General features: G+C 42.4%; 11 protein-coding genes, 1 tRNA gene and 1 other RNA gene. 8 read left to right on the forward strand and 5 right to left on the reverse strand.

The window, feature by feature from the left end; all coding sequences use genetic code 11:
- Window positions 1–273: 273 nt before the first annotated feature.
- Window positions 274–1644, forward strand: coding sequence for a patatin-like phospholipase family protein (locus J5A56_RS11830; protein ID WP_021672117.1), 1371 nt, complete (start codon window positions 274–276; stop codon window positions 1642–1644).
- Window positions 1645–1819: 175 nt separating this feature from the next.
- Here the strand turns inward: J5A56_RS11830 and J5A56_RS11835 are convergent, their stop codons facing one another.
- Window positions 1820–3181 carry a dipeptidase gene (locus J5A56_RS11835; protein WP_021672116.1) on the reverse strand — a complete coding sequence of 454 codons (1362 nt, stop codon included), beginning with the start codon at window positions 3179–3181 and terminating at the stop codon, window positions 1820–1822.
- A gap of 144 nt (window positions 3182–3325) precedes the next feature.
- On the opposite strand from J5A56_RS11835, the gene J5A56_RS13615 reads away from it, so the two are divergent.
- A complete protein-coding gene (locus tag J5A56_RS13615; protein WP_249112100.1) occupies window positions 3326–3640 on the forward strand; it encodes a hypothetical protein in 315 nt (104 codons plus the stop codon).
- Between the two features lie 152 nt (window positions 3641–3792).
- Window positions 3793–4656, forward strand: coding sequence for a DUF6624 domain-containing protein (locus J5A56_RS13620; protein ID WP_249112101.1), 864 nt, complete (start codon window positions 3793–3795; stop codon window positions 4654–4656).
- Window positions 4657–4672: 16 nt separating this feature from the next.
- On the opposite strand, the gene mfd is transcribed toward J5A56_RS13620, so the two are convergent.
- Entirely contained in the window at window positions 4673–8212 is a 3540-nt protein-coding gene (gene mfd, locus J5A56_RS11845; RefSeq protein WP_021672114.1) for a transcription-repair coupling factor, read from the reverse strand.
- Between the two features lie 208 nt (window positions 8213–8420).
- Between mfd and ssrA the strand changes: the two genes are divergently transcribed.
- The 5 genes from ssrA to J5A56_RS11870 all read left to right on the forward strand — a co-directional run bounded on the left by ssrA (window position 8421) and on the right by J5A56_RS11870 (window position 11649).
- Window positions 8421–8821, forward strand: a transfer-messenger RNA (tmRNA) gene (gene ssrA, locus J5A56_RS11850).
- A 548-nt stretch (window positions 8822–9369) separates the two neighbouring features.
- Window positions 9370–9457, forward strand: a tRNA-Ser gene (locus tag J5A56_RS11855).
- A gap of 220 nt (window positions 9458–9677) precedes the next feature.
- Window positions 9678–9926: a hypothetical protein gene (locus J5A56_RS11860; RefSeq protein ID WP_021672112.1), complete on the forward strand. Its 249-nt coding sequence runs from the start codon at window positions 9678–9680 to the stop codon at window positions 9924–9926.
- Window positions 9923–10648 carry an SDR family NAD(P)-dependent oxidoreductase gene (locus J5A56_RS11865; RefSeq protein WP_021672111.1) on the forward strand — a complete coding sequence of 242 codons (726 nt, stop codon included), beginning with the start codon at window positions 9923–9925 and terminating at the stop codon, window positions 10646–10648. The genes J5A56_RS11860 and J5A56_RS11865 overlap by 4 nt, the downstream gene beginning before the upstream one ends.
- Window positions 10649–10842: 194 nt before the next feature.
- The gene (locus J5A56_RS11870) at window positions 10843–11649 is read left to right on the forward strand and encodes a PepSY-associated TM helix domain-containing protein (protein WP_021672110.1); all 807 of its coding nucleotides are present in this window, start codon (window positions 10843–10845) and stop codon (window positions 11647–11649) included.
- A 329-nt stretch (window positions 11650–11978) separates the two neighbouring features.
- Here the strand turns inward: J5A56_RS11870 and J5A56_RS11875 are convergent, their stop codons facing one another.
- From J5A56_RS11875 to J5A56_RS11885, 3 genes are read right to left on the reverse strand one after another with little or no spacing between them, the layout of a single operon-like run.
- Window positions 11979–13547, reverse strand: a complete 1569-nt coding sequence (locus J5A56_RS11875) for a hypothetical protein (RefSeq protein WP_021672108.1) — start codon at window positions 13545–13547, stop codon at window positions 11979–11981.
- 44 nt (window positions 13548–13591) lie between these two features.
- The gene (locus J5A56_RS11880; RefSeq protein ID WP_021672107.1) at window positions 13592–14545 is read right to left on the reverse strand and encodes a PorV/PorQ family protein; all 954 of its coding nucleotides are present in this window, start codon (window positions 14543–14545) and stop codon (window positions 13592–13594) included.
- A gap of 11 nt (window positions 14546–14556) precedes the next feature.
- Window positions 14557–17313, reverse strand: coding sequence for a S8 family serine peptidase (locus J5A56_RS11885; RefSeq protein WP_036919968.1), 2757 nt, complete (start codon window positions 17311–17313; stop codon window positions 14557–14559).
- Between the last annotated feature and the right edge of the window lie 12 nt (window positions 17314–17325).

Genomic DNA, 17325 nt, shown 5'->3' on the forward strand with positions numbered 1-17325 from the left:
CTAAGAACACATACTATTCAAAGAGCCTCATCCCTTCTTGTTCAGAGTATCACCTAAACTATCAAACGACTCTGAATATATACGATGAAAACCAAAGGTAAAGGCTCAACGAATTATTAATTGATATAAAGTCCACTTAGTAATAACCCTACTGACGATGTAGCTGTTGAGTATTATGAAGATAAAGTCATTCATATAAAGATTTGACATCAAACAACACGAGACTAAGTCCTTTTACACAACGTTTCATCCCAGTATCAAAACTTACGAATCATGAACACCACAAAAAAGAAAATTGGCTTAGCCTTATCCGGTGGAGGCTACAGAGCCGCAGCGTACCACATTGGTACTCTACGTGCATTACACCGTCTTGGTATTTTAAACAAAGTAGATGTTATCTCTTCTGTTTCTGGCGGTTCTATAACAGCAGCCTACTATGCACTAAACAAAGACAACTATGAAGACTTTGAAAAAAGCTTTACTCAAAGTCTCGCAAAGGGAGTGTTGTGGTTATCCATCACGTATCTTATCATTGTAAGCGTTTTATTGTTAGCTACATCCATACTACTAAGCCATATCACAGCACGCCTTATGAGCATTCTGTTCCCTCATCAACCTATCTTCTCTGGTATATGTGCAGCCTTAGTAGGAGTACTTAGTTTCTTCCTACTACTTATCTATTGTCTCAAACACTCCTTTGTAACAATTCCTACAAGTAAGTTCGTCTCACGTTTATACAACAAAGTTTTCTTTAAGGGAAAGACACTTAGCGACCTACCTGACACACCTTCATTATGTATCAACTCCACAAATATCGCCACACAAAGACCGTTCTTCTTCTCTAAAAAAGACATGGGAGAATATGCTTATCGAATAAATGGAAGATCTATTTTCAACACACAGGATTTTCCAATAGCAAGTGCTGTTATGGCTTCGTCCTGTGTCCCTTATGGTTTTACTCCTATTACAATTGACAAGAAACATCTAACAGAAGACTATAGTCAATGTTCTAATAAGCCCGAAGCGCCAAAATTAATTGATGGTGGTGTTTATGATAATCAAGGAGGGCATAAGCTAAGCCAAGATAAAAGTAGGTTTCATACAGACTTCATCATTGTCAGTGATGCCGGTAATAGTGCTATCTCAGCAGATAAAACAAAAAATATCTTTAGCTTGGCGATGAGTACTATCAGTTTGATGATGGATAGAGTAAAGAAAATGCAGAGAACTGAAAATCTATATCAAACCTATGTCGGTAAGGAACATTTTGCGTATGTTCCTTTAGAGTGGGACTGTTCAGAAAGACTTATTCATGGATTCGTGAACAACCTGAAAGATGATAACGTTCATCCTGATGTATGGCAAGCACACGCAATTACAGAAGAAGACATTGCACAATTAAAAGGATTAGAAAGTAAATCCGCATATACAGCTATTATTGAAAAGATTAAGAAATCTATCAATTGGACAGCATTAGAGCAGAAGATACCACAGAAAGAAAGTGAAGAAATAGCACGAAGCGTGGGAACAAGTTTGACAGCTCTTCCCCCTCAAGAAATTGAAAGTTTAACTGCACACTCTGCTTGGCTAACAGAACTTCAAGTTCGCCTTTATATGCCAATGCTCATAACAGCAGAGAACTAAACAGACATAAGTCCCTTGCAAGCAAATAGACTTGCAAGGGACTTATTGTATAAACAAAGAAACGTTATTCTCCGATGTAAACCTTTCTTTTACATGAAAAGAATTTGCTACAACAGAGAACAACGTTTCTTTGTTACTATGTCTTGACACAGCTTACTGTGTCTTAATGCCAAACTTATGCTTCCTTATCGTACTCGAGATGGAAGTGAATGATAGTTTCAATACCCTTCATCCAAAGGTCAACAGGCATATTCTCGTTCGGAGAGTGAATAGCATTTGACTCCAAGCCGAAGCCCATGAGAACAGTCTTCACACCGAGCAACTTCTCGAAAGTAGAGATAATTGGAATACTACCACCGATACGTACTGGCAGTGGACGTTTACCGAATACAGCTTCGAAGCCACGCTCAGCAGCTTTATAGGCTGGGAAGTCGATAGGACAGACATAGCCATGACCACCATGATGCTTCTCTACCTTCACTGTGACATAATCAGGAGCAACGCTGTTGAAATAGTCCACTACCAACTGGCTAATCTTTGTATGATCCTGATGTGGCACAAGGCGTGAAGAAAGCTTTGCGTATGCCTTTGATGGAATAACAGTCTTCGCACCATCACCCGTGTAACCACCCCAGATACCACATACGTCGAATGTTGGACGATAGCCAGTGCGCTCAATAGTACTGTAACCTTCCTCACCAAAGAGTGCCTTCACACCGAGAGACTTCTTATATTCCTCTTCATTGAAAGGAATAGATGCTACGAGTTTACGCTCCTCATCTGAAGCCTCCTCAACATCATCATAGAAGCCAGGAATGAGAATCTTACCATCAGGACCAGTTACGTCAGCTATCAACTTACAAAGTACATTGATAGGGTTAGCCACTGCACCACCAAAAGTTCCTGAGTGAAGGTCACGGTTAGGACCAGTCACCTCTATCTGCCAGTAAGACAAACCACGCAAACCGGTTGTGATAGAAGGGGTATCAGGACCAATAAGACCTGTGTCAGAAACGAGGATAACATCGCAAGCCAAGAGTTCCTTGTGTTCCTCTATGAATGGACCGAGGCTACCAGAACCAATCTCTTCCTCACCTTCAAAGATGAACTTCATATTATGCTTCAACAAGTCATTCTTGTTAAGATACTCGAATGCCTTTGCCTGCATAAATGATTGTCCCTTATCATCATCTGCACCACGAGCCCAGATATGACCATCCTTGATAACTGGCTCAAAAGGTTCAGTCTTCCAAAGTTCAAATGGCTCTGCTGGCATCACGTCATAGTGACCATAAACCAATACTGTCTTTGCATTAGGGTCAACAATTCTCTCAGCGTAAACCATAGGATTACCCTTTGATGGCATCACCTCAGCTTTGTCAACACCTGCCTCAAGCAGCAACTCCTTCCAACGCTCAGCACAGCGTACCATGTCCTCCTTATGAGCTGGTTGTGCACTTACGCTTGGTATGCGTATCAGACTGAATAACTCCTCGAGCATTCTGTCTTTATTCTCTTCTACATATTTCTTAATCATAATTCTTTATTTATTGATTTTCTAATGTACGCAAATTTAAGCATCATTTATCAATTTCGCAAGTTTTTTGTTTAATTTTATACTTGCTCACATATATGATAATAGAAATAATTTGTATATTTGTAAAAACTAACACATTACCCCATGAATAAAATTATCTTAACTATTATCCTTTCATCTTTACTATTCGCATGTAGCTCTGTTAAACTTACAGAAGAACAACGTATGCTGAATGAAATAAGGCGAGATGTCCCTTTTCAATTAGACTCTCTTAAACCCACCAATAGTAACAGCTGGAGCTTCGCCAACAATGGTATTATTACAGCAGAGCCTGACTATGAAATAAGGGATGACGGTGCATTATTTGTTTATCGTACTTTCTTTAATGAACCGAAACAAGCACAGCAGCCCAATATAGTATGGCGTAACCTCTTCGTAAAAAGAGGAAACATCGGATAATATGTGTAGATAGGGTGTTGAAAGATGATAAAACGAAAGGTATAATTTATGTTCTTCAGAGTAGGAATAAGTCCTATGCCTCTTGTGGACATTATAATTGGGATATCACCCGATTGGAACATTTAGAGTTAGTTGGCTCTATTTTAGAAGATATGAAGAACTCAACTCTAAAACGATTCAACCTTTCTAACAGCACTCCTAAATTAATGTCTTCAGATATCAAGAAGCCTTCCTCACAGAATGATTATTGGCGTCTTATCTTCCATGCCGACTCTCTTTATGAGCAAGGGCGTTATGATGATGCCATCCGTGTATATACTGAAGCATTCGCAGATGATCGTTACATCTTTCCTTCCAAGTTATCAAGTGTTGCTTATAAATTACGTATGGTTGATAAAGAAGAGGCTGCTTATAAGTTTGATAAGCACCGTATAAGAATGGAAAAAGATTACTATCAGATGCCAGACTCTGCTACTGTGCCTTCTTATGAAGATGAGTTTGATAAGCGAGCAGATATCTATAACTATGATTTATCACTGAAGAACCATTTAGAAGAGATGCTTGAACGTGACCAAGCTTATAGGACACAATGGATATTGAGCCGACAGTTGCACCATGAGGAGACACAATATGATATAGCGTTAAGGCTTCGTGCTGATAGTATTGACTCTCTCAACCAAGTCGAGATAAGGCAAATATTGAAAGAACACGGCTTCCCTAAAAAGACAGAAGTAGGCACTTCTGCTTGTGAGGCAGCATGGATAATCATTCAGCATGCACCCTTGGACGTACAGAAAGAATATCTACCTATGTTGGAGAGAGCTGCGACAGAAGGGAACATTCAAGCTGCTTTAGTTGCTGCTCTACATGACAGGATTGATGTAAGAGAGGGGCGACCTCAGAAATACGGAACACAGAGAAATCGCAATGGGATCTGCCCTTTACTTAATAAGAAAATGGTCAATCAATGGCGGAAGGAGGTTGGTCTTCCACCATTGGATGAATATTCAAAGTGAACTTAGGGTATCCATTTCATAAAGACATTTTGTTCCCTTGTTCTATTGCTCTTAAAACTTTCACACCTTCTCCCACCGTTTTAACGTCACTAACCACCATAGAACGCTTGCCATTTCGCTCTTTCAGATTACAACGGCGGGGATGAGAACCGATATAGTTGAGAACCTTATCAAAGGCAGCACTCTGATAGTAAACGCTATTTGGATTAGAAACGAACTGCATTTGCATACGTCCCTGCTTGAGAATAATCTTCTCACAACCCAATCGCTTACCCACACGACGAAGTGCAACGACCTGCATCAGTTCCTCACCTTGACGAGGAACAGGACCGAAACGGTCTTGCAGACGCTGACGATAGGCATCGAGGTCCTCGTCTTTTTCAATATTATCCAGTTCACGATAAAGCAGCATACGCTCAGAACTGCCTGGTACGTAATTATCAGGGAAGTACATTTCAAGGTCGCTCTCTACGGCACAATCATCAATGAAATCATCACCAGTAATCTGCTTTCCTTCTTCCATCTCCTCTTCATAAAGATCTTGGAACTCATCATTCTTCAGCTCCATTACCGCCTGATTGAGGATTTTCTGATAGGTTTCATATCCCAAATCTTCCATGAAACCACTCTGCTCAGAGCCTAAGAGGTTACCCGCACCACGGATATCGAGGTCTTGCATAGCAAGATTAAAGCCACTACCAAGATCAGAGAAAGTCTCTAAAGCCTCCAAACGACGACGTGCCTCTGGGTTCAATGCAGCTAAAGGTGGCGCAAGCAGATAACAGAAAGCCTTCTTATTAGAACGACCGACACGCCCACGCATCTGATGCAGGTCGGAGAGTCCGAAACGATGAGCATCATTGATGATGATAGTATTAGCATTGGAAATATCAATACCATTCTCAACAATCGTTGTTGAAAGCAGTACATCATAGTCATAGTTCATAAAGCCCATAACTATCTCCTCCAATTCCTCAGGTTTCATCTGTCCATGTCCGATAGCAATACGACAGTCAGGCACGTACTTCTTGATAAGGTTTGCTATCTCAGGAAGGTTACTAATGCGATCGTTAACGAAATAAACCTGTCCATTACGGCTCATCTCAAAGTTGATTGCATCTGCTATCACTTCATGTGAAAAAGAAGCTATCTCGGTCTGAATAGGATAACGATTAGGTGGCGGTGTACGCATAATACTCATGTCACGTGCACCCATCAGCGAGAACTGGAGCGTACGTGGGATAGGCGTTGCCGACATTGTCAGCGTGTCAACATTCGTTTTCAACTGGCGAAGTTTCTCCTTTGTAGACACACCAAACTTCTGTTCTTCATCAATGATGAGCAGTCCGAGGTCGTTCCACTTCACCGACTTGCCTATCAACTTATGCGTACCAACAAGGATATTTATCTTTCCATCTGCCAAATCCTCCAACACCTGTTTGGCTTGTTTAGCACTGCGAGCACGTGAGAGGTAGTCAACACGCACAGGCATATCCTTCAATCGCTTCTTAAAAGTCTGGTAATGCTGGAAAGCTAATACAGTTGTTGGCACAAGCACTGCAACCTGCTTATTATCCACAGCAGCCTTGAAAGCAGCACGAATAGCTACTTCCGTCTTACCAAAGCCCACGTCACCACAAACCAGACGATCCATCGGACGTGTGCTTTCCATATCATGTTTGAGTTCTTGTGTAGCCTTCAACTGGTCGGGTGTATCTTCATAAAGGAATGAAGCCTCCAATTCGTGCTGCATAAACGTATCAGGAGAAAAGGCAAATCCCTTTTCACGACGACGTTTAGCATAGAGCTTAATGAGGTCACGAGCAATATCCTTAATACGCTTCTTTGCCCTTTCTTTCAGACGATCCCAAGCACCTGAACCAAGAACTGACAGTCGTGGAGCCTCGCCACTATCACCACGACGATACTTACTGATTTTGTAAAGTGAATGGATAGATACGTCCACAATATCATTATGCTGATAAACAAGACGTATCATCTCCTGATAAGAGTCGCCAGCAGGAACACGAACCAGACCGGCAAACTTGCCAATTCCGAAGTCAACATGCACAAGGAAGTCGCCGGGTTCCATCTCTTGCAGCTCCTTCATCGTCAAAGCCATCTTACCTTGACGAGCCTTGTCAGACTTAAGGTTGTACTTATGGAAACGGTCAAAAATCTGATGATCGGTAAAGAAACATACTTTCAGCGTACTATCAACAAAACCTTCATGGAGTGTTCGGTTGACTGGTGTGAAAGGAAGAGCTCCCACAGTTGCATCCCCACCCTCTCCAGACAGATCGGCTACGGACAGATTCTCTGAGTCAGGTGACACACTTGTCTCTGACAATGAGTCGAAGATATCTCTAAGACGTACGGTCTGTTTCTCACTATCGGCAAAGATATAGAGTTTATAACCTTGAAGAAGATAGTCACGAAGGGTCTTAGAAAGCAAGTCGAAGTTCTTATGAAAGAGCGGTTGCGGTGATGTGCTAAAAGTAATCGTAGCCCGTGAACCATCTTTCTTCTTTGCTAAATCGGAACTGGAATGATTAATACCGAACTCTATACGACGGAAGTCAAGCGCATCATTCATCCAACGTGAGGCTGGAACAAGCTGTCCCTCCTTACGGAAAGCCTGCTCTAATTCGCGTTGTTCCATCTCAGTCTTACCTTCGAGTTTCTCTGTCAACGCCTGATTAGTAAATCCTTCTTGATAGATATTATCTATCGCATCACGAACATAAAGGAAGTCCTTAAAAGCTAATATCGCATCATCTGGCAGGAACTGCAGGAATGGAACCTTCTCTTCCGAGGATGTAGCTAACTCTGGTACAATCTCAACACGTTTCAGTTTCTCATTAGATAGCTGTGTTTCAACTTCAAAAGTACGGATTGTTTCAATATCATCACCAAAGAAGTCGATACGAAAAGGAAGTTCGTTTGAGAAAGAATAGACATCTATGATACTACCACGCACAGCAAACTGTCCCGGTTCATAAACGTAATCAGTCTCTGTGAATCCAAAAGAACGCAGTGTCTTTTCAACCTCTACAATATCAATATGCTGATCAACTGTCAATGTCAAACGACGTTCATCCAACTGTTTCTTTGACACAACGAGTTCTGACAGAGCCGAAGGTTCAGTAACAATATAGAGTGGAAGAGCGTTATTAGTCTCCGAAGCAAGTGCAGAAAGACGTGTCAGGACCTCTGTGCGCAGGATTTCATTACCCGCATCACGCTGTCCATATTTCACGGCACGACGATAAGACGACGGATAAAACAGCACTTCCGCCACCTTCCCTTCTCCATCAACGGGCATAGCTATGGTCTTGAGGTCATTATAGAAATAGCCTGCTTCATCGTTATCATTCAACACGAAAACAGTCGTAGTCTTCCATCGTTCAGCTATTGATGCAAAGAACATCGGAGCAGCTGAAGCCACGAGTCCCTGCAGGAAAACAGTTCTTATCGACTTATCTTCCTGTATCTTTTGTATTGCTCCTGCCTGTGGCAGCATAGCGTATAGTTTCTGTATGTCTTGTATCTTCATCGCAAATGCGTTGTGCTTGCAAAGTTACAACAAAATTCAGACAGAGGGCAATTATCTATGAAATTAAGCAGAAAAGTACTTAAAGATTTGGTAGTTTCGTGAACTCTCCTTATATTTGCAGTCTGATTCAGTGGAAACAGCAGAGGATAAACGGGAAAATAAGGATGGATAACACCGCCTTTAACCTCTAAAATCCTCATTGTACTATGGGCTTGTTTGGATTTGACGGCAAGACGAGATGGTACGTAAGCACGCGGAGCATCGTTGACTGGCTCCTAAATCTCAGTTATCGAAAAATTAATTGGCGAAAACAATTACGCTCTCGCTGCCTAACCGAAGTACAGTAGGTTACTGGCTTTATCCGACTATTAGATAGTTGGACGAGACATCGCTCCGAGGATGTTGTTCCGAATCCAGAGAGTAAGCGATGCAGGTTCAATCGGAAATAGTCAGTGTATGCCTCGCTGCACTGATGAAAATTTAGAGGATAAGATGTCGGTTGGTGGTCCAGGTCTTGCCGACATACGAAAATCGAAGGCTGGAATAAACGTGTAGAAAGCGTATGGTTTCCTTGTGCGGACGTGGGTTCGACTCCCACCAGGTCCACTCTTATACTCTCAACAGGGGATATGAAAAGATTCGAAAAGAGGCAGCATTAAAGCATTTTTGATACTGCCTCTTTATTGTATCTCTGCCAAGCTAATACACATAAAAGAACCACATCCCTCTTCTAAACCGAGAAATTCCGAAGAAGCAATTTCCACAAAGACATGCTTTCGCTCGAATCTATGCATTAATAAGTATAGGTGTTTACTGCTACAAACCCTAAGAAAAGTGCTGTTAGCTATGACCACAAGAAAGCTCTATCTGTCTTTCAATTGACTTCATGATTACATTTTTCTCGTCTTTTAAGTCATATTTTACTCGACAAAAGAACAATCTATTAAAGTTTAATCCCAATCTTACAAGTAGTTATAACCGTATCACCAAATAGTCTCTTACTTACAACTGACAATAAAAAAAGAAATAACACCTTATCGAAATATTAAAGAAGTTTAAAATACACTTTATGGTCGCTTTATTGTAAAACTAAAATCCTATTTTTGCAAACTAATTTGAGTCCAATATATAAACGATATATTTTGGAGGGCACTCAAGGAAAGATGCTCGAGTGGTTGAAGAGGCACGCCTGGAAAGCGTGTATACCCCTAAAGGGTATCGGGGGTTCGAATCCCCCTCTTTCCGCGAGGGAGGTGTAGAACAATGGGTTACGTGGTTTGCACCTTTTTTTATCTCCTTAAACAGAAGGAAAGCACACGAACAATCACAAACTTTCTCTCCAACGTACAACACGTATTTTTTCTTTCTGTTACTTGTTATACGATTTATTTTCATAACTTTGCAGAAAGTAAGGCAAAGAAATAGCTTTGCATTCAAACAATAACATTCAAATTCAAGAAAATAGATGTTAGAACTCGACACAACCAATATGTGTTCCCATCTACAAAAGAAGCTATTCAATGAAGATGGCGTTTATCACCCAATATGGCAAGCGATACAGTCTGATGGAGAGATAACAGCTGTTATTCGATCACGACAGCTACACATCTACCGAAATGGTAAAAAAATATTGATACTCCCAGGTAAGGCTGCACCAAAGATTATTCGCGATGACAGTCTCAACAAATTATTACCTAAGAACTTACTGAAATGAAAAGAGCAATCGTTATAGGTGCCAGCAGTGGTATCGGTCACGAAGTGGCACGACTACTCATCAGAGAGGGTTGGACTGTGGGTGTAGCAGCTCGTCGTACAGACAAACTGACAGACCTGCAAAATACCGCTCCAGAGCATGTCTTTACCGCACAGATTGATGTAACTGACGAAGCTGCAGAAGCAACTCTCCTGCAACTTATTGAGCGTATGGGTGGACTCGAACTCTACTTTCATGCAGCAGGGATCGGATGGAAAAACCCTAATCTTGATGCTGAAATAGAACTTAAAACGATGGAAACCAACGCACTCGGATTTACAAGGATGGTAGGGTGTGTCTTTCGTTATTTTGCAGCCAATGGGGGTGGACACATCGTTTGTATTACATCCATCGCAGGAACAAAAGGGCTCGGTCCTGCTCCTGCTTACAGTGCAACGAAAGCAATGCAAAACACCTATCTACAAGCATTAGAGCAACTTGCTAACAGCAAACATCTTAACATCCACTTCACAGATATTCGTCCAGGATTTGTTGACACTCCCCTACTCGCTGGTACGTCAAACCTTCCCATGTTAATGACTACTGAGAAGGTGGCTCGCAGCATCATAAAAGCGATTAATAAGCGTCGTCATATCTGCATCATCGATTGTCGTTGGCGTATACTCACCTACTTGTGGCGACATATTCCGAATTGGGCATGGAGACGAATGAAGTTGAGCTAACAATTCTATAATGAATGTTCACACTCGCAAATGCAAATAAAAGTTAAACAATATACACAAGATTAAACTTTTGTTTCAGTCATTCATCTAAGCAAATAAGTTTAAAAAAATATCTATTGCAGAAGAGAAGGAGAAGAATAGATAAAAAGATATGTATTAACAAAGAAATAAGAAAACAATAATTATTATAGAATATGAGAAAATTCTTTCTAAAGATTCACAAATGGTTTGCCTTACCATTAGGCGTAGTGATGGCAATTCTATGTTTTAGCGGTCTGGCAATATTACTAATAAAAGATCTCGCACCACTGTTTGACATGAATGCCAAAGAGTTACCCATCTATACAACAATCGTACGACTGCACCGCTGGCTCTTTATGAAACCAGAGAATGCACATGATGGTGGACTATCATTGGGAAGAATCCTCACAGCAGTGTCGTCAATCTGTATGACGATAGTATTGCTTTCAGGGATTGTGATCTGGTGGCCAAAGAGCAAGAAAGCACTAAAAAATCGTTTGAAAATCAGTACAAACAAAGGCTTCCGCCGCTTTGTTTACGACTCTCATGTGTCGTTAGGAATCTATGTTGTCATCTTCCTTCTCCTCATGTCTCTCACTGGACCCGTCTTCTCTTTCGGTTGGTACAGACAGGGTATATCAAAACTCTTCGGACAACCTATGCCACCAAAGGGTATGAAGATGCAACAGCCAAAAGACGGAGCTAAGCAGAGCGCAACAAACGACAAGGCTTTTGTACAGGTAGACACAAGTCAGATAAAGCAACAGACACAAGCAGCTAAAGACGAAGCAAAAGATATGAAAGGCGACCAACATGGCAAGAAGCCAAAGGGTGGTAAGCTTTTTAAGCAGTTGCATACTGGAACCTGGGGTGGTTGGTTCTCACGTGTTCTCTACGCTATTGCAGCCTTCATCGGTGGTTTCCTCCCTATTAGCGGCTACTACCTGTGGTGGAAAAGAAGAAGTAGGGAAAAGAATTAAACTTAGGTTCATCAGGAAGACGGAATAACGGAGTTGACAAGTAGGCGAGTAGACAAGTTTGTAGTAGATGAGTTAACAAGTTGCTTGTAAAGACGGGGTATATAGAAGACAAAGTAACAGAGTTAACAAGTGGACGAGTTAACAAGTTGCTTGCGAGAACAGGGTACATAGAAGACATAGTAACAGGAGGTGGGGGCAAAGAATATTGCCGAGGATAACAAACAAAAAAATGGCAAGCAGACGAGTATTAGTTATAACGGATATAACTTTTACTCGTTTACTTGCCAATAATACAATTACCTTGTTTACTTGTCAACTCGTAAACTCGTTTACTTAATTACCACCTTACGTGTAGTGCCATCAGAAGACTTGATGATGTTAAGACCCTTCTGTGGCTGCTGGAACTGGCGACCATCAACGGTGTAGTACTTTTCAGTAGTTGTCTTGTTGAAGGTAGTGTTCTCAATGCCAGTAGTGACAGCAGTGCTCATTGGTTCACTTGAATACTTCTTACCACCATCCTCGTAAACCATTACGACCTTGAGCGTACGGATGCCATTATCATAGAAGTGAACGAAACGCTCGTTTTCGACAATCTTAAAGTCGCTATTCAATCTGTCTTTATAGTTAAATGGAATGTTCGTCATTTCATTCTCATCCATATAGACGAACTGTGACTTCTTGAAGGTGTATGGCGTCGCACTACCATTGACATAGACGTTATAATACATCTTCTCTGGGTTGAGGTAGTTACCATTAACATCTACATTATCAACATAGAATGCTAAAGTCGTTGTAGTAATAGAGTAGTCATAACTTAGTGAAGCAGAGCAATAATGTAGGGTTGGGGTCTTAGGGTTGGCTACTGCCTGCTGACTATAAGGAGTCAAGACAAGATTCTCATAGCTCTTAACATATTCCTCTTCCGTAATGTTCTCTTCACTACTCTTACCCAAAGAGGTGCGAAGAATCTTATTAGCAGTCAGCTTACCAGACCCATCGATACTGAACTCAAGTTCGTTGGCAACAGTGGTTGCATTCTCAAAAGCAGCAGCATAGGTATGATACTCTGACTTATCACTGTCGTATGTCTTGAAATCTGTCTTAAGCGTCTTACCTAAGTATTGATTTGTTTGCATCACAGCCTTATTACCTTGCTTTGTGAGTTTTATCCAAACATTCGCGAGCTTTGAACTCTTGAACAATCCTTTGAGATAGATATCATTGCCATCTGTCATTGCATCAACAATACGTGGAGAGGTCTCTTCCTTAGAAGTAACGGTGTACTGACTCTTTGTAGCCGTAGCAGGTGGTGTAATAAGCTGTTCATTAAGTGGCTCAATCCTCATAGCCCAGTCGCCACCATAGCTTCTTTGCCATTCTTTATTATAAGAAGCACCCCATATTTGGGTTCTCTGCCCCATACCTTTCATCACGAGTCTATTGTTCTCCCAAGTGAAATCTACGTAGTTTAACGCTGCGCCAACAGGCTCGTAATCCTTTCCTTCATTAGAAGAAACCATACGTTGAAGCGTGATTGTGCGCTCGCTACTTTCTTCGTCATCATCATCCCCACCGTAGTCGTCTGTAAGGATATCCTGTGGTAGCTTTGCTCTATACTTGCCATCAGCTTGTCTTTCAAGCTTTAACCATGACTTACTGTCGAGACCTGATAGTGGATTGTAAATGTAAATACAGCCATCATCGCCGATAACAATCTTAGACACTAAGCCTTCATATCTGCCTGCTTGTATATCTGTCCAACCCTTCTTAACCCAAGACTTGCTTGAGCGATACAGGTTTTCAATCAGCTTACCTTTAGGTGTGTCTTTTATTATCTGAGCGGAAGCTGTAAGGCTCAGTACTAATGCACAAATTGAGAATAAAACTCTTTTCATAACTGTTACTTTTGATTAAATAATTTATATTGTTTGTCCTTGTTTTAGAAATCATAGCCAATACCTATGCTACAGTAGCTACTTCCTGTGTCTGCCGTCTTAAGATTATAAGCTCCGTTCAGACGCAAACCGTGATATTTGAAGCCTGCACCCATGGTGACATGACTGAGGTCGTGGTCACCATACTCATAGCCAGCACGCACCGATACCATCTTGTTGTAGGTGTATTCGAGTCCACCACCTAACATAAAGAGTTTGGCTTCGGAAGGTTGGAAGAAATAACGAGTAGACAAGGCTGCTGCAACCTGATGCTTCTCAGCCACATCAACAGACAGCGCACCACCAACGGCAACGTGGGTAGGGAGCGTTGCCTTGTGCATGTTACCATAGTCGAGTTTTGGACCAATTGCGCCCACTTTAGCATCAAGAATGAGGCATGCTGGTTTGTTGGCGAGCGTCAACTCGTTGTTCAAATAAGATGCGCCCACATTGAAAGCACCACCAACAGCATTCTTTGAGAGGTGGCTATAGATAAGACTTCCTGTAGCATACGCCGCGAAGCCAGTACCAAAGAGATAGGTATAACCTAAATCGAGCGTCCAATTATAAGGTTTGTAATCCTTTGTTGGATTACCAGAAATGTCATAACCCTTTAGACTTAAGCCACCCGCATAGCGAAAACCTACGAAGGCTGCATGACGTTTCGCAAACTTATAGCCAGCTGTGGCTGCATAAATCCCAAAGGTTCCATCAGCACCTTCCACTTTTTCAAAGAGAGAAGCAGAAGCATCTGCGGTGAACTTCTTATCAGATGCGAAGATGGCAGCAGGGTTGTTGTATAGATACATACCCTCAACGGCAGCCGAAGCGTTACCCATAGCGGCTGTTCGGGCATCGGTATTCGCTGTTAATATCGAGAGATCTTGCCCTTGGGCATTAGCCTGCGTAGCACCGAGAAGTACTGCGCAAGCCAAGAGAATGATATGTTTTGTATTCATACTTTTTGTGTTTATCGTTTAATGAACATCTGGGAGTGATTGCCCTTACTGGTGTATACCGTAAGTTTATACGTTCCTGGGGTTAGTTTAGAAAGGTCAAGCGTTGCTACGCTGTACTTATCAGGTGTCACAGTAGCCTTCATCACGCGCTCACCCACAGTAGAACTGATGACGAGTTCTGCCTGCTTCACTTCAGGATTGAGCAATGCGTGGATGTCTTTCTGCACTGGAACAGGATAGACAGCATAGACAGGAGCCGACTTCTTTTCAACAACACGTACTTGGAAAGAACCGTCAGAAGATGTCTCACGACCATCAGTAGCAGCGATGTTGATACGTGTAACACCCTTTGCCATAGGCTTTAGTTGAAGGTTGTCATTGCTAACTGTGGCTGAAGCGATACTACCGTTCGCAGCATTAGCCTTGTAAGTAAGCTGCACATTATCGCTGTATGAGTAATGTCCTGACAATGGAATCGTAACGACACCCTCGTCTAAACCGATGATATAGTTCTCGAAAGGCTTTGTTAGCTGTGGTGGAATATACTTTACAATCTTAAACGTAAAGCTCTTCTCAGCCTTGGCTCCTAAGTCATCAGAGAGTACGAAGGTGCAAGTATAACTACCAGCTGCAAGCACTGGAACGAGATTGACGGTCACAGTGTTACCTTTAACAGTGTAAGAAACACCCTTTGTCTCGCCCGTAGCTTTGACATCCCAGTTGTGGCCATCAGGGTCAACAACGTTGAAGCTGAACGACTTACGTTCATTCTCCATCACCTCTATGGCTTCTATTGGGAATCCAGTAGCCTCTGGGGCATGGTTGAGTTTGGTCGTACACTTCTGAATCTTTGGTTCAGAGAGGTTTCCCCAGCGGTCAACTGCCACTACGGCAACGCTGTAAGTGGTGTTATCCCTCAAATCATCAAAGTCATACTTAAGAGTTTCGCCTAAGCTATGCCCCATACCATTGATTTCTCTGTAGGTCATATCCTTGAGCTTGTCAGCTGTCAATTCGCCCTGAGCAATATAGAGTCGATAGAAGGCTGCGGTCTTATCCTCATCCTTGGCGATACTCCACTCCGCATTGATGTCTACGAAGTCAGGCTTGAGCGTAAGTGTACCTACCTTCTCTGGGGCAATCTTTGTGTCTGATTCAAAAGCTGCTTCAGCGTCAATATAGCCCTTACCTAACTTACCTTTGTAGGTTGGGTTCTGTTCATCAATATTATAAGGTCTGTAAGCAGTAATCAAACGTTTCTTCAGATCATCATTTGTAAAGCCCTGTTTGCCGAAGTAAGAAGTGATGAGCGCAGCAATACCCGATACGTGTGGACACGCCATGGAGGTGCCTTGGAAGTAAGCATAGCCTGATGCAGCATTCTTCTTTGGGACTGTACTCAATACTCCTGCTCCATTTCCGAAGCGATCTTGGTCGCCACCAGGTGCCGTAATCGTCACCCATTTAGCATAGTTACTGTAACTTGCCTTCGAGAAGTCCCACGCCATAGCAGCGACAGAAACCGTAGGGGCGTAGCAAGCTGGGTAAGCAGAGAACTCCTTGTTTTCGTTACCAGCAGCGAAGATTACCACGCCACCCTTCATTGGAGAGTCAGCACGTTGATTGCCGTTAGCATCGCAACCCGCCATCTTGATGAAGTAGTCGATAGCTTCTTTTAGCGACTGTGGCATCGAGGTGACACCAGCGTTTGATGAATAACCCCATGAGTTCTGGCAGATAACAGCTCCGTTGTCAGCTGCATACTTGATGGCAGCAGCTGCGTCACCTTGTTCGTTCTTGTTTCTGAATATCTGGCAACTCAGCAAGCGTACACCACTATCTGCAAAGCCATCACCACCAGCAATGCCAGCAACACCCTTCCCGTTGTTATTGCGTGCTGCAACAGTTCCTGCAACGTGGGTACCATGTCCGCCATCATCGGGTTCTATCGTTCCACCGATGACGTCTTTTGCAGAAACAAAGTTATATCCGTAAATATCATCAACAAAACCATTGCCATCATCATCAACGTTAGGTTGACCATTCTTCTCCTTCTCGTTGACATAAAGGTTGTCAATCAAGTCTTCGTGCGTGATGTCGATACCACCATCAACAACAGCCACAATGACATTCTTCTTACCTGTCGTGTACTTTTCCCAAACAGGTTTGACGTTACAGTCTGCACCCTTTACAGCACGAGCGTTAATCGTACCATCATTATAATAATGCCACTGTTTGCCAAGAAGTGGGTCGTTAAATTTGCTTCCTGTTCCTTGCATGCTTGCATCAGAAGGGCTATAAGGAACAACCTTGACCTCTGGTCTTGCCATTGGCAACACACGTTCAGCACATTCAACGCCCTCTGCTTTATTGAACTGAGCCAATACGGCAGCCACATCTTTAGACTTATCAAAGTAGATGGTGTACCATCGGTCGAGTCCTGCAGCTATCGTTCGAGCTTCATATTCGCCAGCAGGCTTAAAGACTCTTTCCATCTTATAAGCACCTGAATATTGCATTGCTGAAGCTATTTCTGATGGGACACTCTGCATCTCAACGCTACCACTACGGGTCGTTGGTATAGATTGGTTCGCACCCTTTGCCAACTTCACGTTGATGCAACCTTTTACCGCAAAAAGGTCTTTGTCAATGTTGACCGCACGTGTGTTAGACGAAGTTGCATCCGACTCCAAACCATCTTGGCACGATGTGGCGAGCATCATACCAGAGACAGCACACGCACATAAATATATAATAGATTTTCTCATTACTATTTCTTT

The organism is Prevotella melaninogenica (genome assembly GCF_018128065.1).
Taxonomy (GTDB): Bacteria; Bacteroidota; Bacteroidia; order Bacteroidales; family Bacteroidaceae; genus Prevotella.